A 25,418-nucleotide genomic window follows, 5' to 3' on the forward strand; every position below is an offset into this window, starting at 1 on the left:
AACCTGACTATGAAAACCCAACCATCTGTAGTGTTGACCGGGGGTGGAGTCCTGTCCGGTCTGGGAGTCGGTATGGTGCCGTTCTGGAACGCATTACGCCGGAATGAGTCGGCCATAACGGTAAAAGAAACCTGGAATGTGCCGGATCTGGCGACCGACGAAGCTATCTTCTACGCGCCCTGTGCCGAGTTCAACCTGACGGAACACGTGGGAAGCCTACGGCCACCGTTGCCACTGCGGTATTCTCAACTGGCGATGGTGGGTTGCCGCCTAGCTATCGATAACGCCGGACTGGACTTGGCGGGACTGGTGCCCGAGCAGCTGGGATTGATTCTGGACACGACCCTGAGTGCCAATGCAGCCGCCGAAGCCTTTCTGTACAAACTGTACATTGATGGACCGGCCAAGGTGAGCCCGTTCGTGTTTACCAAAACGACTACCAACTGCGCCCTAGGCGACGTGGCACGGGCGTTTAAATTGAAAGGACCAAGTTCGATTCTGCTGGGCGAAAACAGCGTATGCTACGGCTACGATCTGATTCGCGACGGAAAGGCTGATGTGGTGATCTGCGGTGGTTTCGACGAAATTCGGGAGACAACGCTGCTGGCCAGCCGCCATCGGGGATACCTACCGTCGGTAACTGATCCGTCGGGTCAGCGACGTACATTCGCCGAGAGTCTGCGCGATGAGCAGGGCGTTATTGTCTATGGTGAAGGGGCGGCTTATGCTGTGCTCGAATCCGCCGAACACGCGCGTCGCCGGCAGGCTACGGTACTAGCCGAAATCGTTAATTATCAGGTGTCCGGGGATACCTCGTACCGCGATTTTATTTACGAACGCAGCGCCGATGATCTGGTCGATCACCTGACGGAGTTCTGCCAATACAGCCAGATTGATCCGTCGCGCGTCGAGTTGTTTATGGGTGGGGGCGGGCTGCCGTGGCACATCCGCAACTATGAAGCACCGGCCATTCACGATCTCTGGGCGGATAGCTCCTTGCCCGCCTATGCAAATATCAAAGGCCATACCGGCGAAACCTTCAGCGCATCACCCATCATGTCGTTACTGGCGGGCGCACTCTGTTTGCGCGATAATGTGGTGGTTGGTTCGGGCTATGACCCGGCCCAGACGGGTTTGCCGACCGTAGCACCGGAACACACCATCGATCGCGCTTTTAGATCCGGGACAACGGCGTTTATTCATTCGCTGCACGTTGGCGGCAACGCCGTGACACTGGCTATCCGAAAACCCTAAATCAACTCTCCGGCATGAACGCTTCAACGACGTTTCTGGACACCTACGGGACCACGTTTCAGCAGACCTACGAGCGCGCTTATCAGGAAGTGAGCGAGCGCGAAAGGCAGAAGAAGGTGGTCCATCAGCAAAAGGATCTGCACTTTCTACGGGCTAACCTCAGCCATTTCTGCCCGAACGTACCAGCGGGGCAGCACGAGTCGATTTACCTGCGGCTGCTGACAAATCACTGGCTGAGCGCGCGCAGTTTTCGGTACGTCGATTTTGGTTCGCTGGCGCACATGGCCATAAAGGGAGACGCTGACTTTCTAAAACCAACGGATGCGCCCCGCCCGGCCCGCATATTCTGTACCTATCATCTGGGTGGTTACCGGGGTGTATTGGTTATGCTGCTCAACGCGGGCTACCCACTGACGCTCGTGATCGACAGCCGGACGCTGAAGAGCCAGAAGGAGTACATCCGAACCGTATCGGCCCAGTTGAATCAGTACAATAATGCGTCGGCTTCCATCGAGCTGCTGGACGCCGAAAGTCCGACGATTGGCCGGCAAATGGCGGGGGCGTTGCACAAAGGGCGGTCAATCATGATCTTTTTGGATGGCAACACGGGTGTGGGTGGCATCTACCAGCGCAATAGCCGTCAGTTGCGCGTTTCGTTTCTGAACCGGACCATTGTTTCGCGTACCGGCATTGCGATGCTAGCGCAGGCTACCCGTACGCCCATCATCCCGATTATTTCGTACTATAAAACGGTTGAGGGCTGTGAACTGCCGCATTACGAGTGTCTGCCGATGATTGATTCGCGGTCGATTCCGGCAGCGGACTTTGTCCGGGAAACGACCCAGCAATTGTATGACCTGCTGGCTGATTACGTGCGCCAATACGTGGATCAGTGGGAAAGCTGGTTTTACTTCCACAAATTCCTGGATTTTGATGCGCTTGAAACGCCACCCGCTGTTCGTTCTGCAGTGTCTGTACCGGGTGTGGCTTTCCTGTTCAATGACGAGCGGTACAGTTTGTTTAAACTCGATCAGGCTGGGTATCTGTTTGATCGTCAGACCTATCAGGCTTTTCCGTTAGCTGACGAATCGTTCCGGGCGTTGCATCAGCTGGAGCAGGGAAGCAGCGCTGAGTGCCCTCCGGAAGTGTTGCAACTCCCTAATTCGCTGATCGAAGGCTGGTGGGAACTGGGCGTTCTGCGCTCCATCGAGACAATCAATTAGTGCTGGTTCAATCCATCCATTCATCCTCGTTACTCATGAATCGAACGAAATCATCTGCCAGCCAGTTGAAGCTGTTTTCGCCGGTACTGCTGCGCGTAGCGGGCCTGTCCATTGATGTACTCGATGTGTTACGAACGCCCGTGCTGACCTTTCGATTGGATCAGTATGCGCATCGACGCTTGCAGTTGATTCGTCGAAAGGAACCGCTGCTGGCCGATTTGTTTGCCGTGATTGAGGGGGTATGCCCGCCGGGAAAGCCACAGCAACAGCTACAGCAAATCCGGCGTGACCTGCACAACGACCGACCCGTTCGGGCGAAGGATATGGTGCAGGCTCAGCAATGGCTACCGGCTGCGGTGCTTCGTCAACTAATGGCGTATATAGACGATCGTCAGCGCATAGAGCGGTACATGAGCACGACAGCAAAACTGTATCAGCAACAGGCAATGCTAGGCCGGAAACGGTTTCAGGAGACCACTGGTGATGCCTCATTCCAGCGGGGACTGGCGTTGTCGAGTCTGTCGCTGCTTCGCCAGCTAAACGCGTATCAGCAGACTAATCCGGTTGCCTTTCGAAAAGATGATTTTCAGGTCGAGCACGGGTTACTTCGGTATCTGTCGCGAGCGGCTACGAAAACAACGCCCTACAGCACCCTGACGCATCTGGCAACCATGCCCGTCCACGCGGGTCGAAACGATGTCTGGAAAGCAGGGCAGTCCCGGTCGCACGTACGACTGTCGGTTCGATTACTGGGCGTATTCGATGCATTGCTACGGGGCAATCAGCGGTTGGGCGAGCGATGGCTCGTAACCCTGAACCCGGCGGCTCTGGTATCGGATGGGTATCTGAGTTACGTTCGACAAACCAACGGTCAGGTGGCCTGTGTTCGATTGCCTGTCAATCCGGCGCTGCGGTGGGTCATGTCCATGCGGAACACAACGCAGACGTATAAGGAATGGGTCGACCGGATCCAGCAGCGGTTCAAAACGCCCGGAACCGAGGCCCGGCAGTACATCGACAAACTCATCGAACTGGGTCTGCTGCATCATGGATTACCCGTATCGGCGGCTGATGCTGACTGGGCGGTGCGCCTACACGACTGGTTGATCACGCATCGCTGGCTCGCGCCGAAATTCGTGGATAATCAGCTAGGCCTGCTCGATGCGCTGTTCACAACGGCCCGTATGTTGCCTATGGCTACACCGGCTCAGCGGCTTCACTTACTACCGAAAGTACACGGCCTTCTGGCCGAGCGAATCGGTACGCTGAAACAACCACCCACGACTGATTTCTGGCCTCTACGCCCGGAGCAGCTGTTCTTTGAAGATGTTACCCGACCCTTGCACGGCAACCTGCCGACACCCGACACCATGCCGCTGGTAGAAACGACGAACCGATTGGTTAACCACCTTGCCAGTGCGTCCATTGCCCCGGTATCATCCCTGGTTGATCTGTTTAAAGAAACCTTTTCGCCAGCCGAGCATGTCTCGTTAACAACCTTTTTCGGCCATTACCTAAGCCGTCCGAATGCTATCTCCCAAGCCGTGACCGTGTTGCCAGCCGTTCGCCAGCAGTGGGAACAGTGGGCCGCGGAAGGACGTCGTCAACAGACAATTCATCTCCGAAGCAAGCAGATTCCCGATGAACCGACGAGGGTCATGAGCCAGGGTGTTTTCTGGCAGTCGTGGATCGATAACAAAGGGCGGCTCTGTGCGGTGCTGAATGAACTGGCGGGTGGATTTGGTCGGATGTATGGCCGTTTTCTGCCGTATTTCGGCCAGAGCCTGACCAACGAACTGATCAAGGCGAACCAGTCCGTTTCATCATCTGACTGTCTGCTGGTCGAAGCTACGGATGATCATTATCATAATGCCAATTTTCACCCAGCGTTGCTCGATGGGGTGATTTTGACTCCGGAGGCACATGTACCGTCATCGTCGGAGCGGGCCATCCCGATCAGCGAATTGTCTGTACGCTTGTCTGATGATCACCAGCGGCTCGATCTCTGGCACTTGCCGACCAGAAAACGGGTGCAGGTTGGCGATCTGGGTTTTCAGGCGGATCGGTCGCGGTTGTACTCGTTTCTGCGCCTGTTTGCGCCCGTACACGATCTGAGTCTGAACCTGTTTCGTTCGGTTATCAACCAGTGGTATGAAGCGCAGCAGCCAGCTGGAACGGTACGAATCTGGCCCCGTATTGTGCTGGATCAAAGGCTAATTGTGCAGCGCCAGACGTGGTGGTTACCCGTTGGTGCCGACGCTTCGCTGCCAACCGAAGGCGATGCGTTTACCTTTTTTCGGGCTACGCATAACTGGCGACATACCCACCAACTGCCCGATGAAGTGTTCGTTAGCCTGCCCGCTGCGCCCAACACCGACGACTGTAAACCCCAGTACATTCGCTTTGACAATGTGCTGCTGGTAGACCTGTTCCGGCGGTTGGTGCGAAAAGCAGTGGCGGCTGGCTGTCTGCTGAAAGTAGTCGAAATGCGTCCGGCATCCGATGTGTTACATCGTATCGATGGTCAGCGTTATGCCGTAGAATCTGTACTCCAGTGGTACACGACTGAGTCTACCAGGCAGCCGCCGGAAAAACACACTATGTCGGCAGATATGCGCGCATCAGCCATTCCCTGATCAGTTAGTCACTACGCATCACCTTTACCCAATTGCTTACTAGTCAATTACCAGTTTACGTCTAATTGCTGAATCTGTAAACCCCAATTTACCATGAAACATGTACTCATTGCCGCTACATTGCTGGCTAGCTCGTTTGTCGCCAAGGCGCAACATCAATCCGACGCCCACACGTTGACCGTCAACGTAACCGACCTCAAAACGGCGAGCGGTGCCGTCTATATCTCGCTTCAGGACCCGACGCAGAAGGCTGTCCAGAAGCAGGCCGTACCGATCCAGAAGAACAATACCCAGATCGTTTTCCAGAACGTACCGCCGGGTACGTATGCGGTGCGGTTGTTTCACGACGAGAACAACAACAAAAAAATGGATACCGGCATTTTTGGTATCCCGAAAGAGGGCTGGGGCTGCTCGAACAACGTAAAAGCAACGTTTGGACCGCCGAAGTATGATGCCATGCTCTTCACCGTCAATACTGACAAAGCCATCACCATTCACATCAATTAAGCCTATGTCTGCTTATTCGCTGACAGATTCTCTGCCGATTGCCCCCGCCTACGCTCCCCCCGATTTGCCCTGGAACGGGGGGGGCGGGGAGACGCTGGCCAACGTTCTGCGAAGGCGACACGAGCGATACCCGACCAAAACCGCGCTGATCGACGGGAAACGAAACCTGACTTACGCCGATCTGTGGCACCGGGTTGACGAGCAGCAGCAACTGCTGGACCGGGCGGGCGTGCAACCCGCCGATGTTGTGGCCATCTGTGCGCCCAATAGTCTGGATATGAGCGTACTGTTTCTGGCGGTGCTATCACTGGGCGCTGTTCCGTTCGTGGTCAATTACCGGATTGAGGTATTGGGCGATCTGGGCCAGCTGAATGTTGTCTGGTTTGCCGTACCGCGCGGAAGTCTGGCGATCCGACGGCAACTGGCGGGGGTACCTTACCTGACGCAGCAAGCACTGGACGCGCGCTTCGATCTGTTCAGAAACACGTGTGGAACTAGTCTCCCCACCGGAGACACGGCTCTGCTGGTGACCAGCTCGGGCAGCAGCGGGATTGCCAAGGTCGTTCAGCTGACCAATTCCGGAACGTTGTTCAACATTCGCGCGAACGTCGATGCGCTGAAGCTCCGCGCTGACGACGTAACGGCAATTGCCCTGCCAATGGGCTACTCATACGGACTTATCGGTCAGTTTCTGAGCCATCTGTACGTTGGAGCCACGGTGTTGCTGCTCGATCCGCTATTTTTCCTGCACCAGATGGTCTGGCTTTTTGGTCGTCATCGTGTTACGACGCTTTTCCTGGTACCGCCGATGGTTCGTCAGTTGAATTACCTCTACGATCGAAAGCTGTTACCCGCTGACTTTTCGACCCTGCGGTTCGTAGCGGTCGGTGGAAATCGCATCGAGACAACGGCAGTCCGGAAAGCTATGCAGGTGTTTGGCTGCCCGGTCGTGAAAACGTACGGACTGGCGGAGGCTGGTCCCAGGGTGGCTACGCATCCGGTGCATCACCCCGCCGATCCGGATCTGGAATCGGTTGGGCGACCGAACCAAGGGGTTCGGGTGCAGATCATTGACGAAACCGGCGACGAGCTGCCACCGGGGAAAATCGGGACGGTTCGGGTGCACAGCCCTTCGGTCATGATGGGGTATTTCAACGCCCCCGACTGTCCGTCGCACCGGCCCCGTGCTGCCATCACAACCCGCGATGTAGGCTACATCGATCCGGGCGGCCGGTTGTTTGTGTTGGGTCGGAAAGGCGATCAGTTCCGGATTGGAGAGCGATCGTACTGGTTCCGGGAGGTCGAAAATGTGCTGTATACGCACTTCGCGTTCCTGAAAATTGCCCTGCGCCACACCGACGGACAGATCCATATCAGTGCGATTGCCATGCGCGACTATCCTGTTCGGGAAACCGATGTTTACGCCCGACTCCACGATGCGTTTGGCCCACACTGTACTCACCTGTTTGCGTTTTCGCTGTTACGTACCAACTCGCTTTTAAACGAAAAATGAACGATGGCCCTTTCTACGTTTTCTGTTTACTGGGCTGATCTGACGGCTGCCCACCGTTCAGAAGCTGACGTAGCTCGCTTGCCCGTGCCGGTACGCCCGTATCGAACGGCCCAGTCCCGGCAGCTGTCCATGTTGAGCAAGTGGCTATTGCACTACGCGCTACACCACCAGCCGCCCCACCCCAACGAACCCCTGGTTAGTCTGCGCTATCATGTAAACGGGAAACCGTACCTGTCGGATAGCCGGTATGCGTTCAGTTTGTCGCATTCAGGGCAGTTAGCCGCCTGTGTTATAACCCCCCGCCGGGCCGTTGGTATCGACATTCAGAAGCGGGTTCAGTTACGGCCCGGAGCTGAAGGACTATTTCTCTCGCAGGAGGAACGCGAACGGATGATGGGTGAAGATATCCTGTCGCTCTGGTCGCAGAAAGAAGCGGCTTACAAGGCACTTGGCCATGAACTGGATGCCCGCCTGACCGATTTCCGGTTCGAGCAGGTGCAGCAACTTCGCTGTCGGGATGTCGTGGTGCGACTGATCCCGGTGCTGACAAACCCGAATTACATCGGTTACGTGGCTTACGAAGCTGGGGACGAAAATGACCTCATGACGGTGCAGCTTGAATGTCTCTGATCATCAATCGTCTTTTTTATGGAAACCATTCGTTTGTTCTGTTTCCCGTTCGCGGCTGGTAGCTGTTACTCCTACCAGCCGCTGATCCGGCAGGCTCCGCCCGGTATTACCTGGATACCAATGGACTACCCAGGGCGGGGCCGTCGCCTGTTTGAACCCGCGTTGCGTACGCTCGATGCCGTAGTCGATGATTTATTCGAGCGGCTGAAATTTCAACTGACCGGTCCGTTCGCCTTTTTCGGACATAGCATGGGTAGTCTGGTGGCTTATCGGCTCAGTTGCCGGCTACGGGCCGAAGGAATGACGCCCCCACTGCACCTGTTTCTGTCGGGGCGGGGTGGGGCCAGTATCCCCGAAAAGCAGCGCAATGCCAAAAACATGACCCGGCAGGAGATTATCAACGAAGTACAGGAAATGGACGGCGATGTATCGGTCTTGCTCAAGAATCCACGGTCCTTCGATCTGTATGAGAACGTACTCCGGGCCGATATGATGGCGCTTGAAAGCTACGTGTATGCGCAGACGGGTCCCGCTGCGCTGGCGATACCGGCAACCGTCTTCATTGGAGATCGCGACATCTACACGCCCGATGAGGCCGCCCGCTGGCAGGAAGACTTTACCCACCCAATCGACATGCATGTACTACCCGGCGGTCATTTTTTTCTTTTCGACAACGGTCCGTTGATCCATCAGGCTGTCTACAAGGCCCTTCGTTCGTTACCAACTGATTCCGCCCAGCGTTATGAAACACAACACACATAAACTAATCCTGGGGCTAGTCATCGTCTTGTTCGGGAGTGTTCAGGCGCAGACGATCCGGGGAACGGTCGTTCAGGAACGGACCCAGCTACCCATTACCAACGCGGAGGTGTTACTGGCCAATGGATCAGAACAGCGGGTCTGGTCGGATAGTACGGGACACTTTACGTTGTCGCTAGCCGCTCCGGGTCGTTATCGGCTGTTGGTCAGGGCCGATGGTTATCATTTGCAGTTGGTAGACAACGTACTGGTTACGACGGCAAAGGAAACAATAGCCGACGTTTCACTGACCGAATCGACGCAGTTACTGGATGAAGTAAACGTGCGCGCCAGCAAAGCAGCGACGGCCTCCGGGATTGATTACGTATCGGTAAGTGGGCAGACGTTCGATCTGGAACAGACAACGCGTTTTGCCGGAAGTCGCAACGACCCGTCCCGGATGGCCATGAACTTTGCAGGTGTGGTCGGTAACAACGACACCCGAAACGATATTGTCGTGCGGGGCAATGCACCAAATGGTCTTTTGTGGCGAATTGAGGGGATCGACGTGCCGAACCCGAATCATTTTGGGGCGATGGGCGCAACGGGAGGACCGGTTCCTATTTTGAACAGTCAGACGCTAAAAACATCGTCGTTCTTGACCGGTGCGTTCCCGGCGGCTTACGGCAATGCGTTGTCGGGTGTGTTCGATCTTCAGTTGCGGAATGGTAATGAACGCAAGCGAGAACACACGTTTCAGGTCGGGTTCACCGGTTTTGAAGCTGGTTCGGAAGGACCTTTATCCAAGAAAAATAAGTCGAGTTACCTTATTCATTACCGCTACAGCGTGTTGGGCTTACTCGGAAAAGTAGGACTTCATTTTGGAACGGGTACTGCTACGCCCAATTACCAGGATTTGACGGTCAAACTTAATTTCCCCACGACGAAGGGAAATACATTCAGTCTATTCGGGGTTGGTGGGAAGAACAGTACCGTGTTCGATAATACGGCGAGTGCCTACAGCGATGCCGGAACCTACAACGACTATCGAACGGCAATGGGCGTCGTGGGGGCTACCTACACTGCTCAGTTCATGACCCGCACAACGCTCCGGCTAACAACGGCCTTCACCGGTACGCAGGTCGGCAATCGCTACGATACACTTGGCCGGGATGGAACTCTTCAGGCAAATTACCGCGATCAATCGCAGTACACGAAAGCGACGGCTCACGCTCAACTGACGCATCGATACTCGGCGGAAAGCAGCCTGCTCGCGGGAGTTATCGCGTCTACGTATTGGTTCTCCTTTCACGACAGCACGCAGGTTCCGGCCGGGATGCGGGCGTTGCGGAGTGCGGACGCGTCGACCCAAACGTACCAGGGTTACCTTCAATGGCAGTACCGGCCAACCAATCGCCTGACATTGAACATGGGCTTACACACAACGCATCTGAGCCTAAACCGGCAAACGGTTGTGGAACCGCGACTCGGGTTGCAGTACCAGCTTTGGCGGGGAACCACACTAAGCGCGGGCGTTGGCAACTACAGTCGCTGGCAGGACTGGATGCTTTACTTCAATCAGCAGCACGCGGATAATCAACTGGATCGATTGCCCAATCAATCGCTTGGTTTCTCAAAAAGTCGGCAGGCTGTACTGGGCCTGACCCAGCAGATCGGAACCGACTGGCGACTGAAAGCAGAAACATACTACCAATACCTCTACAACATTCCCGTTGACCAAACCCCATCTTATTACTCAGCGCTGAACGAAGGAGCTACCTTTTTTACAACCTCCCGGACGGGGCTGATCAATGCTGGAACCGGTCGAAATTACGGGGCTGAACTGACCATCGAGAAGCTATTTAGCCGACAGTACTACCTGCTCTCCACGTTGTCTGTCTTCAACAGCGAATACCGAACCTTGCTGGACCAATGGCATCCTACCGCCTTTGCCAATCAATACGTCTGGAATGCGTTGGGCGGCTATGAGTGGACCGTTGGCTCCCGAAATGCACTGGCAATTGACGTCAAAAATACGATGGCTGGCGGACGACGCTACACACCCATCGATCTGGTTCGATCGCGGCAGGAAAACGCCACCGTTACCGACGGTCAACGACCTTTTGCCAATCAATTACCCGCCTACTGGCGCACCGATATTAAGCTTTCCTACCGGCGCAACCGACCCAAAGCAACCTTCGAGTGGTCGATTGATATTCAGAATGCGTTTAATCACACAAATGCCTATCAAATGCTCTACAGTAATCGCCTGAATGCACTGGCGTATACACTACAAATGGGGCGTTATTTTCTTGTCAATCATCGGATTAATTTTTAAATAATGCTACGTTTTTGATTCAAACGGTCCTTGGATGGTTGGGCTAAAAGAAGCGAATCTGGTAATCATTAAACCAGACAACCAGCGCCTGTTTTTGCCAAAAAAACCACTGTTCACTACACAAATTATAGGTTATAACCTGAGCAAGTAAAGCAGTCCAAAAGGTTTTTGATTCAGAGCCGTTCTGCCGCCACCTTTGTCTTAGAAATTAATTCACAAGCAAGCCAAACAAAGTCTTTCACTCCTTATCCTTTTTTCACTCATGTCAACTATTGCAAGCATCCAGGACCGCATTCGTGAAATTGTAATCGACGTTTTACAGGCTGATGGCGCCCCCGTCGAACTAACCGCCGAAACCCCCTTCTTTGGCACGGAAGATCATCCGGGCGTTATTCAGGATTCCCTGGCTATTCTGGAGATTGCCTCCCGGCTGGCCGAAGAGTTTGGCCTGATGCCTTCCGATCTGGGCGAAGAAGCCTTCCAGAACCTGACCACGTTGAGCGAGCAGGTTGCGCTCAAAGTTCAGGAAAATGAACTGGCTGCTGTATAATCGGCCGAGTTAGTATCCATCCGAATGGTTAAGTCGCGTATAGTGATGCCCGTTCGATCCCCGACGAACTAAAAACTGCTGTGCACAGCGGATTAGTTACCTCCATATTTTTCACTTATTCACCTTTTTCTCCATCCAATTCAGTATGAACACCCAAGTTTCTACCCCAGCCCTGTCGATCGTTGAACTCGAAGAGCGTTTCGAAACGACTGTTGCCGCTCTCGATTCAGAACGGTGCAATGGTAATACCGTTAAGGCCGAAGTATCTGCGCAATAAGTAGTTAATGAATTTGTTTCGGCCAGCGTTTGATCGGCAGTTCATCCACAAACCGGTATCGCACTCGCCCACGGGCAGTCATGACCATTCTGGACTTGTCTAGTGAAAAACGCCTTTAATTGGCCGATATAAGTGTCTACTCTTCTGTTAATCAATCCTATAACTCTACTTAAGCGCACTACAAAGACCATGGAAAAGTTACCTGTATACCACGAAGAAGCCCTGACGATCGTTGAGCTCGAAGAGCGTTTTGAAACGACCGTTGCTGCCCTTGATTCGGCCCGTTGCAGCGGCAACCACGTAAAAGTTAGCCTTTAGTCCCAAGGCTGGTTCTGATTCTAATACCCGTTTAATCTCTGTTTTATACTTATTCATTTTCAAATCAAAAGCAATCATGACGAACAACACAACTCCCCAGCCTGAAGTATTGACGATCGTTGAACTCGAAGAGCGTTTCGAAACGACCGTTGCCGCCCTTGATTCAGCCCGTTGCAGCGGCAACAGCGCAGAAGTTAGTAAATAGTGTTACCGCTGATTCCGTAACGTGGGTGGAAACCCGGGCCTGTCTGCCCCACACTCATGGGTTTCCACCCCGCATTACATGACAGTAACTTTAGTCATTCATCCTGTTTCATTTTCTAAATCAAAAGCAATCATGATTAACAACACAACTCCCCAACTCGAAGTACTGACGATCGTTGAACTCGAAGAGCGTTTTGAAACGACCGTTGCCGCCCTTGATTCAGCCCGTTGCAGCGACAACAAAGCAGACGTTAGCCTTCAGTAAACCGCTGATTCCGTAATGCGGGTGAAAACCCGGGCCTGTCTGCCCCATAATCGTGGGTTTCCATCCGCACTACGTGATAGTAACTTTAGTCAGTCATACTCACTCATTTTCTAAATCAAAAGCAATCATGACTAACAATACAACTCCCCAACCCGAAGTACTGGCGATCGTTGAACTCGAAGAGCGTTTCGAAACGACCGTTGCTGCCCTTGATTCAGCCCGTTGCAGTGATAACCACGGTTCAGTAAAGAGGTAGTGGTCAATGAATTAGCTGATTTGTCAACGCCCCCGCCCAGTATGGGGGCGTTGTTTTTTTTCTCCCCGAAATTTTCCTAAACCGATTTTAGTATGACCGCCTTAGAAACCGACTCGTTCCGTATCGAAGAGATGGAGCGCTCGGACGTCAACCGACAGTTTTTGCTGACCGTCAGCGGACGGCCCTATAAAGTCGGCGAGTTAGTTTACCTGATCCTGGAAGGCATCAATCGCCAGTTGACGTACCAGCAGATCAGCGAAACGCTCAACGCCCACCAGAACCAGACACAGTTTGCTGCGGCTGACGTAGCTACTCTGGTCGAAGAAAAATTACGGCCAATGGGCGTTTTTGACGCGTCATCGACTAATGAAACAACTAACTCCCCGTCACTGGGTAGTATATATGCCCGCCGGACACTCCTCCGCTTTGAGCAGTATGCCGGTTTGCTCAAGATCTTACAATACGTTTTTTCACCTGCATTTTTTTGTATCACCTTCGTAGCCGCCCTGCTGGTCAATGGCTACCTGATGCGCGAATTACTGGCGCTAGATCATTACGTTCAGGATCAGAATGCGGCTACGCTGGCCATGGGAAACTGTGACCGGGGCCTGTGGCACCTGGCCGTTTTTTATCCCGTCGTTCTCTGTATTCTGCTGATTCACGAACTGGGTCATGCGGCTGCGGGCTATCGGTTTGGCATTAAACCCAAAGAAATTGGGGCCGGTTTATACCTGATTTTTCCTGTTCTCTACACTGACGTGACCGAAGTGTGGCGACTTGGCAAGCTCAAGCGAACCGTCGTCAACCTGGGCGGAATTTACTTTCAGCTCCTGATCAATCTCGTTCTGATCGGCTACATGACAAACCAGTTCGGCGATTTTGACCAGATCAATACGACGCGCTACCTCATTCAGCTGAACGTCGCCACGATGGTGATCAACGCCATTCCGTTTCTGAAATTCGACGGCTACTGGATCTACAGCGACCTGTTCTCATTACCGAACCTTCGTCGTCAGTCGGTATTGTACGTCCGAAAAGTAGCTAGTTTCCTTATACCCGCTCTGCGCCAGCCGGCGAAAGCCAACGATCCGGCTGTCGATCTGAAGAATCCATTTCTGCTGCTCTACAGCGCGGGCCGATTGTGGTTTCTGGTCTACTTCTTCGTGTTTGCCTTTCAGACCTTTTTTGATGTTGTACTGCACTATCCTTCAGCCGTATATCAGTTTGTGACTGATTGCTCGGTCTGTACGGCGGAACCATTTATCAAAGCATCAATGACGGTCGGGCTGTTCGCTTATTTCTCCGTGGGGTACGCTCGCCAGAGCCGAAATGCCATTCGGGGTGCCATCCGTCGCCGATTCGCTCACTAATTAACGCCCGCAGTTATGATAACCGACGTTTCCGTACCGAGTCTGCTACAACGGTCGCCCTATCTCGACATCAGCCTGTCGGCGCAAACCGGCAAAGGCACCATTTTTAACATCATCAGCGGAAAAAGCTACGAAGTGAGTCCGGTCATCATCTCGATCCTCGACTTCTTCAAGAAACCGGCTACGATTGATGGTCTGCTGGTCGATATGGATCTCGGTGCTGATCAGGTCGACCAGGCGTTGACCTACCTACAAAAAAACGGTCTGTTACTCGATCTTAGCGAGGAAGGGTGGGAGCGGTTCACAACCGATGTGATTGCCGTAAAGAACCGCATCTTTGGGGTCGATGCTTACCATGACCGGGCTGAAGTGGTGATTGTCGGGATTCCGTTCGGGAAAGGAAACGGCAAGTCGATGGGGGGCGCGGAGTTTCCGTTCCACATCCGTGAGTTCAGCCAGAACAATAACCTTCTGCTGAAAGGCGCTGATTTTTTGCTGTTCGATCGGCTGACGGCAACACGGCTGCAACCACTTTTTCGGGGGGGGAAGCTGGTCGATTATGGCAATCTGTTTATCAGCGCCAATGAATCAACCGCTTTCATCTATGCGAAGATGCACCAGGTGGCCAGTCAGCTCTTCGATGCCGGTAAGATTCCCGCGTTCATTGGTGGCGATCACTCGATCAGTTATCCGCTCATCAAAGCTGCCGCCGAGCAGTATCCCAATTTACACGTCATCCATTTCGATGCGCACACCGACACCTACGGGTCGCGCTACGACCATGTGAACCACTGGGGAAAAGTCCATCATTACGGCAACTTCATGACGAAGTGTCTGGAGCTGGACAACGTTCAGGAAGTGTATCAGTTCGGGATACGAGGATTCGCCAATGCCGGAGCGAAGGCCCGCCCCAAACAGCACATTCGCTGGTGTCATCAGGTGAGCGAGCAACTACGGCAGGGGTACCGCTTCGACCTCCCCGACGACGTTCCGTATTACGTCACCTTCGATGTGGATGTACTGGACCCAACCGTGCTACCAGGAACGGCCACGCCCGTTGCCGGAGGTTTTTCGCTGGCCGAAGTGAAACAGCTTTTTGATCAGTTACTGCCCGGTCGGAAAATCGTGGGGTTCGACATCGTTGAAGCGAATCCCGCTTTTGATCCAACTGATCTGACCACGCAGGTGGCCATGGAAATTTTACTGCGCCTGATGAGCTACTTGACCATTTCGTAAAGACTATGAAAACACAACTACATACGTTCGCTCTGACACTTTTGCTCGCGGGCATAGCCTGGGTTAGTCCGGCCTGGGGGCAGGTCATCGTGCGGGGTAAGGTGTTCAACGCTCAGATGAAGCCGCTCGAAAATGCCAATATCGGTGTACTGAATTCGTATGCTGGTGCCACCACCGATGCCAACGGCTCGTTTTCGTTCACGACCGACGGGCGGGGCATCGTTCAGGTGGTTGCCCAGATGCTGGGATATTCGCCCCAGCCGCTCAAGGTCACCATCGGTGATACGACGAAACAGGTAACGCTGAAGTTTGTCCTGACCGAAGAAGCGATCAACCTGGACGATGTGACGGTAAAAACCCGTAAAACGGATTTTCTGGGTCGGGGTGGTTTGCCTAGCCTGAAAGCACTAGAGGTCAGGGCGATGGGTGGTAGTAATGCCGATATTGCCAATGGTATCCGGACGATGCCCGGCGTACAGGCCACGACGGATGCAACGGGACTTTTCGTGCGGGGAGGTACCAGCGACGAAACGAAAGTATACGTCGATGGGCTGCTGGCGAACAACTTCTTTTACAACGGTAGTCCCGATGTATCGCAGCGGGGGCGATTTGCGCCCGAATTATTTTCCGGTAATTTCTTCAGCAGTGGTGGGTATTCGGCCCTGTATGGACAGGCTTTGTCGTCCGCGCTGATCCTGGAAACCAACGACGTTGCTACCCGCTCGACGATTGGCGGCAATATCAGCACAACGGGTGCCATGCTCGAAATGAACCGGGTCATTCGGCCCGAAAAGCTGTCGGCGGGTGGGTCGATCACGTATACCAACATGAGCCCGTATTACCGGCTGGTGCCGCAGCGTCGCTCGTTTTCTTCCGGCCCCGAATACCTCGATGGGCTGTTCCATCTGAAATACCGGGCGGGCGACAAGGGCGTACTGAAAATAATGGGTACGGTGGGCCGAAACAATGTGGCATTTTCCCAGCCGACCGCTGGTCGAACCGCGCAGTTCGGGCTGGTGAGTAGCAATGGATTTGTGAGCGTTTCCTACGCAGGCAGTGCCGGTAAACAATGGACCATGAATGCCGGATTCGGAGCCAGTTTGTCGAATAACACATCATCGATCGATTCGCTGCCGCAGCTTGAGGGACAAACGGCCCTGCTCCGGTCGCGGCAGGTCGAGCAGCAGGTGTATAACAGCCGCGTCGTGTTCCGGCGGTCAATCGGGAAAGGTTCCGATCTGTATTTGGGTATGGACCATGTGCTGACCAGCACGACGTTACAACTCGCGCGGCAGGGTTTTTTTGCCCCCAATCAACAGTTGACCGAGCAGTACGGAGCCGTTTTCGCCGAAAGTAACGTGTCGTTGAGCCGCACTGTGAGTGCCCGCCTGGGTCTGCGGGCCGAGGGAACATCGGCCATTAGCCGGTTTGCGCTTGCTCCGCGTATGAGTCTGACCTATGCCCCTGCGAAGGCGCATAAACTGACGCTTAGCTATGGGCAGTTTTACCAACAGCCCACCTACGACTACCTGATCGGCAACGCAAACCGCGCGTCACTGCGCTTCCAGAAAGCTACCCACTACATTGCCGGTTACCAGATGGTTCGAACGAATCAACTGTTACGGGTCGAACTGTATCAGAAAACGTATAACCAGCTTTTGCGCACCACCCCCGACACCAACTCAACGGGCACGGGGTACGCTCGTGGCTTGGAAGTACTCTGGAAAGAAGAAAATCGCCTGCCGAACGTCAACTATTGGGTTTCCTACTCGTATCTGGATACGAAACGGCAGTACCTCAACTATCCGGTGCTGGCTCAGCCGAGTTTTGCCGCCCGCCATACACTCGCTACGGTAGTCAATGTGCTGATTCCGTCTGTACCGCTCAACGTCGGGCTGACCTATACGTTTGCGTCCGGTCGCCCTTATTACAACCCGAATCAGCCGAACGATCGGTTCATGACGGACCGAACACCAGCCTATCATAACGTGGGCGCGACGATTGCTTATCTGTCGCACTTCGGCAAAGCCAATACGACCTTTGCCTTTTCGGCCAACAACTTATTGGGCAGTCAGCAAGTGTTTGGTTATCAATACAGTTCAGCCAGTGCGCGGGAAGCGGTCACACCACTGGCCAGACGCTTTTATTACCTGGGGCTTTTCATAAACTGGGGTATCGACAAGCGTAGTAAAACCCTTAACGATCTTTTGCAGAACTAGAACCGGTCTACAACTATGCAAAACACACAAGTTCGACTCATCAACCGACCGCTCGGGCTACCCAAAGCCACTGATTTCCTGGTCGAAGCGCAACCTTTTCAATCGCTTGGTATCAACGAAATACGGGTTCAGAACCGCTACGTTTCAATTGATCCGGCCATGCGGAGTTGGATGGCGGGCGGCAAATCGTACATCAATCCGGTGCCGGTCGGTGCTGTGATGCGAGCCCTAGGAACCGGAATCGTGGTCGAATCACGCCATCCGGACTACCAGCCCGGCGACCACCTGTACACGAATCTCGGCATTCAGGAATACGCACTGCTGACCGAAGAGCATTTGACAAAGCCCGATTACGGGAACAAACCGTACCGAGTCGATCCAACCGTAGCCCCCCTGCCGACCTATCTCGGGGCTCTGGGACTGCCAGGCATGACCGCTTACTTCGGCTTGCTGCGGGTCGGGCAGATCCAGGCCGGAGAGACCGTATTAATTTCAGCCGCTGCCGGTGGGGTAGGTAGCCTGGCCGGGCAAATTGCCAAACGGCAGGGTTGTCGCGTGATCGGCATAACCAGTACGCCCGAAAAATGCCAGCTGGTAACCCGTGAATTCGGATTTGATGCCTGCCTGTCCTACAAGTCGCCCACCTGGCGTGACGAACTGGCCGCTCTTTGCCCGGATGGTGTCCACGTTTTTTTCGACAATGTGGGCGGAGATGTGCTCAACGGTGCTTTACCGCACATGGCGCGGGGTGGCCGGGTGGTTCTTTCGGGGGCCTTATCGCAGTACAATAATATGCAGTTCATGCGCGGTCCTGCCAACTACCTGACCCTCATCTCGACCCGCGCTCGCATGGATGGGTTCGTCGGTATCGACTACTACGACGAGTTTGCCGACGCTCGTGCCGAACTCGCCCAATGGATTCGGGAGGGTACAATCCGACCTGATGTTCATCTGGTGTCGGGGCGGGTCGATACATTCGTCACGCTGCTGGGCCAGCTTTTTGGCGGCCATAATACGGGCAAACTGGTATTAGGTATTGTCGCGGATTAAGACTAACGTATCCGACTAAACGGGCTGGCACAGCTGTTCCATGACCCAATTGGTTCGTGCCGCCGACTCCCCGTGGCTTGGGCAGGAGCCTACGCCAGTCAATTCGTCGATAATCGTCTGGATAAAGGGTTGCTGAATATTGACCGGTATGTCGAACGTCAGGCGCTGGCTCGGTTGTCCTTCGAGTTGGAGCGTAACGGAATGATCGCCAAAAAAGGGAAAGGTGATCTGCCCCTTACTGCCTACGATGGTTGTCACTTCGTTTTCACTAGCCGTATTGGCCGTAAAACACCAGGTGCCGGTGCCCAGCACGCCATTGTCGAAGACGAAATTGCCCAGTACAATGTCGTTGGCGGGGTAAGCGCCACCCTGATTTTTGGAGAATCCCTGCGCCTTACTGATTGGTCCGAATAGAAAATCGAGGATGTCCAGTTGATGACAGGCCAGATCATAGAAATAGCCCCCGCCCGCCGTTTCAGGATCGGTTCGCCAGTTGGTCAGATTGTCTGATTGCCCGACAATATCGGGACGGATCGGCTTTCGAACGCACACATCGACAAAGCGGACATCGCCAATGGTTTTGCTGTCCAACAGTTCCTTTATCTTTAGGAAATTGGGTAACGCCCGTCGGTAGTAGGCTACGAAGAGTGGCACCCGAGCGACAGCGCAGGCATCGATCATCGACAGGCATTCAGCGTGGGTCCGTGCCATTGGCTTCTCGACGTAGACGATCTTACCGGCCTTAGCCACTTTGATCGCGTATTCGGCGTGACTTTTGGGCGGTGTGGCAATGTAGATGGCATTAATTTCGGGATCGTTGAGCAGGTCGTCCGCGTTGTCAGACCAGTTGGGCACGCCATGCCGTTGCGCGAAATCGCGGGCCAGTTCGCCGGATCGTCGCATAACGGATACCAGTTCCGAACCCGCCACGTTCTGAAAAGCAGGCCCACTTTTCACTTCACACACGTCACCAACCCCGATGATTCCCCACCGGATGGGTGTTGAAAAATTGTATGCCATAACATTCTTGTCCGTTTGCTTACAGGAAGCGTGACACGGCTCAAATCTAACGGTTGGTAACAAACCAAGATTACTCAGGCCTTAGATTTGCAGGCTAATATATGTTGAGCAGCACGCTCGTTGGTGCGGTCTTCGTGCTGATAAAAGCAAGTTCGCGCGTTAACGCTATCCGAAAAGAAGCGTTTGCCCCGGTCCAGCAAGGCCGGGTAGGTGATTGATACAACCTCGTCAACCAGTCTCTGGTCGTGCAGGCGGGATTTCAGCGCATAAAGGGTAATCGCGGCAAAGTGAAGGCGTTTCCGGACTGTTTGCCCCTACTTGAAACGAAGCTGCTCGTTGGTAGACTATTGGTACGTGCGCAAATGGGGGAGCCGCTTTTCAGCCGTATTTGCCTGAGTAGTACAGGTTATTTGTTAATCAAAATCGACTGGCAAAAAAAAGCTCCTCAACCGGTAAGTGAGGAGCTTGATACCATCGGTTCATGGACTGTCATGCGGCTTGTTCATAATAGGTGGTCAGGTCCGTTTCGTCAGTGAGTGGGTCGAACACGCCAAAAATATCGTTCGCCGAAACGATCCAGTTGTCGTCGAAATCGCCGTCGTTCTCATCGAAGAAAAGATCGTCGGACAGGGCTGCCATACTCGCTTTTTTGTTCAGGGCTATCGTCTTCATGACTATCAGGGGTTTTGGTATAGTCAAATGTCGCGGCTTTGGCCCCTGTTTTCAATAAATCCAGTGACTAAGTCATTCGCTGGGCGAATAGTTTAGGTGTCGGTCAACTGCCCGGCTTCGGTTCGTTGCCTTGCCCGCTGCGAGTCGTAATATTTGGCCAGGCAATGGTAAAGAACCAGTTCATAAGCCCGCTGTTTAGAGGGAAATAACCGGTTGACTGTCATATGGATCAGACTCGCGGCCAGCGACTGAATCGACGGATTACATTGACCGGGCTGGTCCAGTTCATTCAAGAAGGGTTGTTGTTGTTCGACCCAGTGCTCCATGCCGTTTGCCAACGGAAACGGGCGGCTCAGTGCCTGCTCAAGAAGCGGTTTATAGGATCGGTAGCGTTCATTCAGTTGCTGGCGAAGGGTGGCATCACCATTAAACTCGACGAAGAAACGCTCCCTTAAGCGATTGAGAAGCGTGTGGCAGTCGTTCGTGGGCATGTTCATTCCCTTCAGCAGCCGATCGACTTTGTGCGCAGCAAAGGCAAAACGCAGATTTTCGTCGAAACTGTCGCCCGTCTGGCTCATGAACTGTAGGGTACTTAGGCTGTCGTGATGGAAGAAATCTTCGCAGGTCGTCATTGTCTTTATCCCGTAACGTTCCAGTTCCCGCTGGTAGGTATCGGTCTGAATCTTATGGACGACACCACTCTGTACGTACGGCTGTAATGCCCGCTCGATGCGCCGGATCACGTAATGATAAAACTCAATGAATGGATTTCCGTGGAATCGCAGGCGCAGGTGGGGGTCTTGATCTTTGTAGCGGATGAAAAAGAATTTCTGCACGATTTTCTGATCGACCAATTCCTTGATGGCCGGATACAGGGCATCCACCAGCAAACTATCCGACGCTTTTTCGCCCGCGTAAATTTTAAGATACAGCCACTCACTCCCGACCGAAAACCGGCGCTGGGGAATATCACTGGTATCGGTGTCGATCGGCGCATACGGTAAGGCCGACGGATTCCGGAAGGGAAGAATCAGTTCATGCGTAAACGCCTGTTCGCCGGGTCCACGGACGGGGCAGCGGTCCGGCGTTTGCAAACACTCGACCAGTCGCACCGTATTGGTCCGGCGCAGTTCATGCACCAGTAAGTGAACGGCCGCATCGATGCTGGTATCGATACGCAGCTCATTATCGCCGTGAACCAGCAGAAATTCGTGGGGTAAACCAGCTTCGTTCAGTTGGTCGCGAAGGCGGGACAGGTCATTGAGGTCGAACTGCTTGGCTGTGATCTGCCACGTGGCCCGGCTGACGACGATGTTGTTATAGCGTACTCTGGGCAGGTAAACCTGTTGAGCCAGTAGCCCCCAGTTCCAGCGTAAATCAAGGTACGCGTCCTGGTATTGAAGGTTACACAAAAACTGATAGACGGGCAAGCCCCCCTGAAAATTATGCGCATTGGACAGCCGGGGAATAACTCGTTTGTTGAGCCGTTTCGAGCGGAGAATGAGCCGGTCGTTACGAACCGATAAATAAAGGTCCGATAGCGGAATCTGAAAGTCAGGCGCTACCGATGCCCGGCCCAAATACGGAATTTCGTAGCGGTGGAGTGTGGGACGAACCAGAATGTTGCCCGCCCTGGATTCGGGGAAATGAACAATTTCGGCCAGAATGACGTCGGGATGGCTTTCTTCGTCCTGCCGCGCACAGGCTTTTATCCGCTCGGCCAGCACCGGGTCTGACTCACCAAACCGGCTCATCAGATTAACCGCCGACGGGCCTTTGAACCCCGATAACACAAATAGGTAATCGTCAGCATCCATCGTCTGAGCGGAAGAAGCCAACACGGTCCCGAAAGCGTAGCAGCTTGTAGGTAGCTTCAAGTGCTTATTTGACTGGTCGCCAACGTGGCGTAGATCCGCGTCGGTCAGTACAATTTCGCCCTGTCCATAGCGAAGGGCTTCTGTGTACCGATTCAACACAAACGACTGCCAGTCGGTTAGGGAAGCAGCCTGATGAACAACGGCGCCGGGCAGGGACAAACTATCGATCATGGGGGCGCTGCCTACGCCCAATGCTGAATTGCTGCCGTAACCAATGCCCATTTCGTGATCCAGTGCCAGCGCCAGCGGAACTTCCTCTTCTTCGTAACGGGTATAAAACCGATGCTGAAAATCGTCGAGGTCGTTGCTGCGGAAGGGCTGATTCAGCACCATTAAGACATTTAGTTGCCGTTGTAGATTTTTGAGCCAGCGTTCGCTCAATTGATACTGGTCGTTCGGGAACGCGGTGTCGATCTGGACCAAATCGTTGCCGGGTTTGGCGATTCCCTGCTCCGCCAGATAATCCGACAGGGCTGGCACTTGTAACGGTCGGGTCGCCAATAGTTGGTTTATATCGTCAATAACCTGCTGGCTATAGCAGACCGAAGGAGATTCGTTAAGGTCAGCCAAGCGTTTCTGCATCGTTGTCAGGTACGCGTCGCCGGTAAGGGACGGTTCCAGTTCAAAAACAAGAAGTTGACTATCAATCAGTTCACTTACGTAATGGGCGGCATCGTCGGGTGTAACCTGGTAGCTGCTGTGCAGAAATGCGATGAGCTCGTCAGTCGTCACCCCTTGTTGCGCAAACACAAACAGGTCGGTCAGCAAATCGTCGGCACCAACCGCACTGATAAAATAGGTTCGGCCGGTTGTTTCCAGCTGCTGTTCGATAAATCGAAAAAAATTACCGGCTTGATAAAGCGTCGAATTGGTCGAGACTCGTAACTGCCGCCGTAGGTCGGGCTTGGCCAGCAACCAGTCTTTAACGGACTGAAGATAATCGATGTCCAGGCGAACGTGGGGAGCGATGGTTTCGGGCGATCCAGCCTGAAGCAGGGTCGTGTCGCCGATTGTACCGAGGGCACACCCGGCAAATAAGCCATAGGGCGTACTGCGGGTGGTCATTCTGATTAAATACTTGTGTAGGGTATTGATAAGTTTTGCTTCGTCAGAGAGCGTTTCGCCCGCCAGCCACCGCTGTACCCGGGCTACTAATTGGGGAGAGGCTGTTTCTAAAGCCTGTTGTTGGAGCGGGGCGCTAAACCAGGTTCGAAGGATGTCGGGTAACGCATTCGGATTACTCCTGAGCAACTGGTAGAGTGAATGTAACGAGTCGACCGGAAACACCGGACGCCGAATGACAAAGAAGTCTAAAGGTTGTATCATAATCAGAAGGTCGGTGTAACCCTCCAATTTATTTAATTCTTGTTTACCAGTTCAGTAAAAGCACACATTATTAATGAAAAAATAAACTAGTTGGCACTAAATAGGAGTCTGGCAGTAAGTCAGTAGACATTTATTGAACTGAGCGTAGGAAAACGGCTCGGTCAAAAAAGCAAACGGCTCCGTAAACAGGTCCTGAAATTGTTGTTTTGGAAACGGCGATGTGATCACAACGCCCTGATGATGCCGCAATTGAGTAGCCAGATCTTTCTGCACCGACTCTTCCGGAGAAGACAGGTGTAGAAAGATCAGATCGGAACTCATTGCGGGATTTGCATCCTCCGCATATAGCGTCGGGCTGGTTGGCAGTGTCGATTCCTGACACCCAGCCCGACGAATATACTGTTGAAGAAGCGCCTGGCTACCCCCGTCGTAATTGACCAGTGAGCAGCGAATGGAATTGTTCATTAGCGACCTAAATCAATGGTGAACCACTCGCAGATGATACCGGATTTGGTTGACGATGTGCTTGCACTGACTGCATTCAGATTGACGACACGTTGTACTTTAACGGACAGGCGGTTGACTTGGGCTGGAGCTTGCATGGGAAAAAAGAGTTAGGGTTTAAGAAACGTACGGGACTAAGTTGATTTTCGGTGTTATCTGCTGGTTGACGAATCAAAGATAGTCGGCCGTAAAGGGTCGATTCAACTAATTTAGACCTATGCTGCGCCTGGCTTCGATGAATGCGCGATTTTTATAGACGAATGAAAATGGGCACCGATACTACGCTGCTGAAGCAAGCTGTATAAAGAGCGAAACCGAATAGCTTTCTTCCGATTGTTCCGTTTCGATCCGGTGCGCGTTCTTGTAAAGCAGTGCCAGCCGCTGCCGCACATTAGGCAGGTCAATACCCGCCAGTGTGCGATCGGCCACGTATCGATTGTGGGCGCTGGTCAGGCTGTTCTGCACCGTAAATACAAGCGTGTCAGCTTGGTCGAGATGCGCTTCGACCCAGACATACGCGTTCTGCTGGGTGCCACCAATGCTGTATTTAAAGGCGTTCTCAACAAATGTCAGCAGGATCATGGGCGTAATTACCAGGCCGCTGGCGACAACCTCGTTGCTGAACAGGATTTCGACGCGCTGGCCTTGTCGGGCGTGCTCTAACTGGAGGTAATTTTCGATATAATCCAGCTCCTGTTCCAGCGCGACAACCGGTGCGTCGGCTTCGTACAGATTATAGCGCATCAGCTCCGCCAGCCGCAACACCAGATCGGCAGCCTGTTCGTTCACATCGATCACCCGCACATAAATGCTGTTCAGGGAGTTAAACAGAAAATGCGGGTTGAGCTGCGCTTTGAGCAGGTCTAGTTCGAGCAATTTGTTCTCATTACTGATTTGCAGATTGGCCAGTTCCGTCTGCTGGCTGTGCTGCCGTTGGGTCAGGTAATACCGAACGAGCTGAATAAACAGAAAGGGGCTTGCCAGAAAATAAGGCGTTCCCAGAACGATGGCTACCGTTTTAGGTGTGTGCAACCAGCCAACTATCCCGGCTTGGTGAACCGTGTACCACTGGTTGAGCCGAGGATAGGTCACAATCGTCAGGACCTGTTCGGGTATACGGGCCGTTTGTTGAATAAGCGGATAAAAGCTGTACATGAGCCCAAAAATCACCGAAAACACAAAAATTGATAGACCCGAAAACCAGATCAGCCGACCGTGGAACAGGTAGCGGGGAAACAGCCAGTGGGCGTATAATTCATACGTCAGGATCGTTAGACCGGCGGTGAAAAAAGAAATAAGCCAGAAATAAGCCTGTTCTGCGGGTTTTACGTAGATTCCGTCGGCAATGACAACCAGGCTGATCATGAACAACCAAACTAATCCGCGACGGGCTGTTCGGCGTATTATGGAAAGAAAATTGGCTGCGCTCATTACT

The 25,418-nt window shown here is 53.4% G+C and carries 24 protein-coding genes; 18 read left to right on the forward strand and 6 right to left on the reverse strand.

What is annotated here, in order from left to right; all coding sequences use genetic code 11:
* The first annotated feature begins 9 nt into the window (after positions 1–9).
* The 18 genes from GK091_RS22960 to GK091_RS23020 all read left to right on the forward strand — a co-directional run bounded on the left by GK091_RS22960 (position 10) and on the right by GK091_RS23020 (position 18,584).
* Positions 10–1,254: a beta-ketoacyl synthase N-terminal-like domain-containing protein gene (locus tag GK091_RS22960; protein ID WP_164042404.1), complete on the forward strand. Its 1,245-nt coding sequence runs from the start codon at positions 10–12 to the stop codon at positions 1,252–1,254.
* A 14-nt stretch (positions 1,255–1,268) separates the two neighbouring features.
* On the forward strand, positions 1,269–2,477 hold the full coding sequence (locus GK091_RS22965; protein WP_164042406.1) for a lysophospholipid acyltransferase family protein: 1,209 nt from the start codon (positions 1,269–1,271) through the stop codon (positions 2,475–2,477).
* A 35-nt stretch (positions 2,478–2,512) separates the two neighbouring features.
* On the forward strand, positions 2,513–5,113 hold the full coding sequence (locus tag GK091_RS22970; protein ID WP_164042408.1) for a lantibiotic dehydratase: 2,601 nt from the start codon (positions 2,513–2,515) through the stop codon (positions 5,111–5,113).
* A 93-nt stretch (positions 5,114–5,206) separates the two neighbouring features.
* On the forward strand, positions 5,207–5,620 hold the full coding sequence (locus GK091_RS22975; protein WP_164042411.1) for a DUF2141 domain-containing protein: 414 nt from the start codon (positions 5,207–5,209) through the stop codon (positions 5,618–5,620).
* 4 nt (positions 5,621–5,624) lie between these two features.
* Positions 5,625–7,133 carry a class I adenylate-forming enzyme family protein gene (locus GK091_RS22980; RefSeq protein ID WP_164042414.1) on the forward strand — a complete coding sequence of 503 codons (1,509 nt, stop codon included), beginning with the start codon at positions 5,625–5,627 and terminating at the stop codon, positions 7,131–7,133.
* 3 nt (positions 7,134–7,136) lie between these two features.
* A complete protein-coding gene (locus GK091_RS22985) occupies positions 7,137–7,763 on the forward strand; it encodes a 4'-phosphopantetheinyl transferase family protein (RefSeq protein ID WP_164042416.1) in 627 nt (208 codons plus the stop codon).
* Between the two features lie 18 nt (positions 7,764–7,781).
* Positions 7,782–8,525 (forward strand): thioesterase II family protein, encoded by a 744-nt coding sequence (locus tag GK091_RS22990; RefSeq protein WP_164042418.1) that lies wholly within the window; start codon positions 7,782–7,784, stop codon positions 8,523–8,525.
* Positions 8,506–10,839, forward strand: a complete 2,334-nt coding sequence (locus GK091_RS22995) for a TonB-dependent receptor (protein ID WP_164042420.1) — start codon at positions 8,506–8,508, stop codon at positions 10,837–10,839. Before GK091_RS22990 ends, GK091_RS22995 begins: the two co-directional genes overlap by 20 nt.
* A gap of 262 nt (positions 10,840–11,101) precedes the next feature.
* Positions 11,102–11,389 (forward strand): acyl carrier protein, encoded by a 288-nt coding sequence (locus GK091_RS23000; protein WP_164042423.1) that lies wholly within the window; start codon positions 11,102–11,104, stop codon positions 11,387–11,389.
* 145 nt (positions 11,390–11,534) lie between these two features.
* Positions 11,535–11,666: a hypothetical protein gene (locus GK091_RS29870; RefSeq protein ID WP_262889207.1), complete on the forward strand. Its 132-nt coding sequence runs from the start codon at positions 11,535–11,537 to the stop codon at positions 11,664–11,666.
* 189 nt (positions 11,667–11,855) lie between these two features.
* Positions 11,856–11,984, forward strand: coding sequence for a hypothetical protein (locus GK091_RS29875; RefSeq protein WP_262889208.1), 129 nt, complete (start codon positions 11,856–11,858; stop codon positions 11,982–11,984).
* 76 nt (positions 11,985–12,060) lie between these two features.
* Positions 12,061–12,189: a hypothetical protein gene (locus GK091_RS29880; protein ID WP_262889209.1), complete on the forward strand. Its 129-nt coding sequence runs from the start codon at positions 12,061–12,063 to the stop codon at positions 12,187–12,189.
* A gap of 132 nt (positions 12,190–12,321) precedes the next feature.
* Positions 12,322–12,453, forward strand: a complete 132-nt coding sequence (locus tag GK091_RS29885) for a hypothetical protein (RefSeq protein WP_262889210.1) — start codon at positions 12,322–12,324, stop codon at positions 12,451–12,453.
* A 127-nt stretch (positions 12,454–12,580) separates the two neighbouring features.
* Positions 12,581–12,709, forward strand: a complete 129-nt coding sequence (locus GK091_RS29890; RefSeq protein ID WP_262889211.1) for a hypothetical protein — start codon at positions 12,581–12,583, stop codon at positions 12,707–12,709.
* Positions 12,710–12,801: 92 nt separating this feature from the next.
* On the forward strand, positions 12,802–14,079 hold the full coding sequence (locus tag GK091_RS23005; RefSeq protein WP_164042425.1) for a M50 family metallopeptidase: 1,278 nt from the start codon (positions 12,802–12,804) through the stop codon (positions 14,077–14,079).
* 15 nt (positions 14,080–14,094) lie between these two features.
* Positions 14,095–15,315 carry an arginase family protein gene (locus GK091_RS23010; RefSeq protein ID WP_164042428.1) on the forward strand — a complete coding sequence of 407 codons (1,221 nt, stop codon included), beginning with the start codon at positions 14,095–14,097 and terminating at the stop codon, positions 15,313–15,315.
* Positions 15,316–15,320: 5 nt separating this feature from the next.
* Positions 15,321–17,534: a TonB-dependent receptor gene (locus tag GK091_RS23015; protein WP_164042429.1), complete on the forward strand. Its 2,214-nt coding sequence runs from the start codon at positions 15,321–15,323 to the stop codon at positions 17,532–17,534.
* 15 nt (positions 17,535–17,549) lie between these two features.
* On the forward strand, positions 17,550–18,584 hold the full coding sequence (locus GK091_RS23020; protein WP_164042430.1) for an NADP-dependent oxidoreductase: 1,035 nt from the start codon (positions 17,550–17,552) through the stop codon (positions 18,582–18,584).
* A 15-nt stretch (positions 18,585–18,599) separates the two neighbouring features.
* Here the strand turns inward: GK091_RS23020 and GK091_RS23025 are convergent, their stop codons facing one another.
* The 6 genes from GK091_RS23025 to GK091_RS23050 form a co-directional block, all read right to left on the reverse strand.
* The gene (locus tag GK091_RS23025) at positions 18,600–19,604 is read right to left on the reverse strand and encodes a Gfo/Idh/MocA family protein (protein WP_164042432.1); all 1,005 of its coding nucleotides are present in this window, start codon (positions 19,602–19,604) and stop codon (positions 18,600–18,602) included.
* Positions 19,605–20,093: 489 nt separating this feature from the next.
* Positions 20,094–20,276 (reverse strand): hypothetical protein, encoded by a 183-nt coding sequence (locus GK091_RS23030; protein ID WP_164042435.1) that lies wholly within the window; start codon positions 20,274–20,276, stop codon positions 20,094–20,096.
* 92 nt (positions 20,277–20,368) lie between these two features.
* Entirely contained in the window at positions 20,369–23,479 is a 3,111-nt protein-coding gene (locus GK091_RS23035) for a lantibiotic dehydratase (protein WP_164042437.1), read from the reverse strand.
* A gap of 96 nt (positions 23,480–23,575) precedes the next feature.
* Positions 23,576–23,944, reverse strand: a complete 369-nt coding sequence (locus GK091_RS23040; RefSeq protein ID WP_164042438.1) for a hypothetical protein — start codon at positions 23,942–23,944, stop codon at positions 23,576–23,578.
* A complete protein-coding gene (locus GK091_RS23045; protein ID WP_164042440.1) occupies positions 23,944–24,081 on the reverse strand; it encodes a hypothetical protein in 138 nt (45 codons plus the stop codon). The genes GK091_RS23040 and GK091_RS23045 overlap by 1 nt, the downstream gene beginning before the upstream one ends.
* 181 nt (positions 24,082–24,262) lie before the next feature.
* A complete protein-coding gene (locus GK091_RS23050; protein WP_164042443.1) occupies positions 24,263–25,414 on the reverse strand; it encodes a sensor histidine kinase in 1,152 nt (383 codons plus the stop codon).
* Between the last annotated feature and the right edge of the window lie 4 nt (positions 25,415–25,418).

The sequence above is a fragment of the Spirosoma agri genome (assembly GCF_010747415.1).
GTDB classification, from domain to species: domain Bacteria; phylum Bacteroidota; class Bacteroidia; order Cytophagales; family Spirosomataceae; genus Spirosoma; species Spirosoma agri.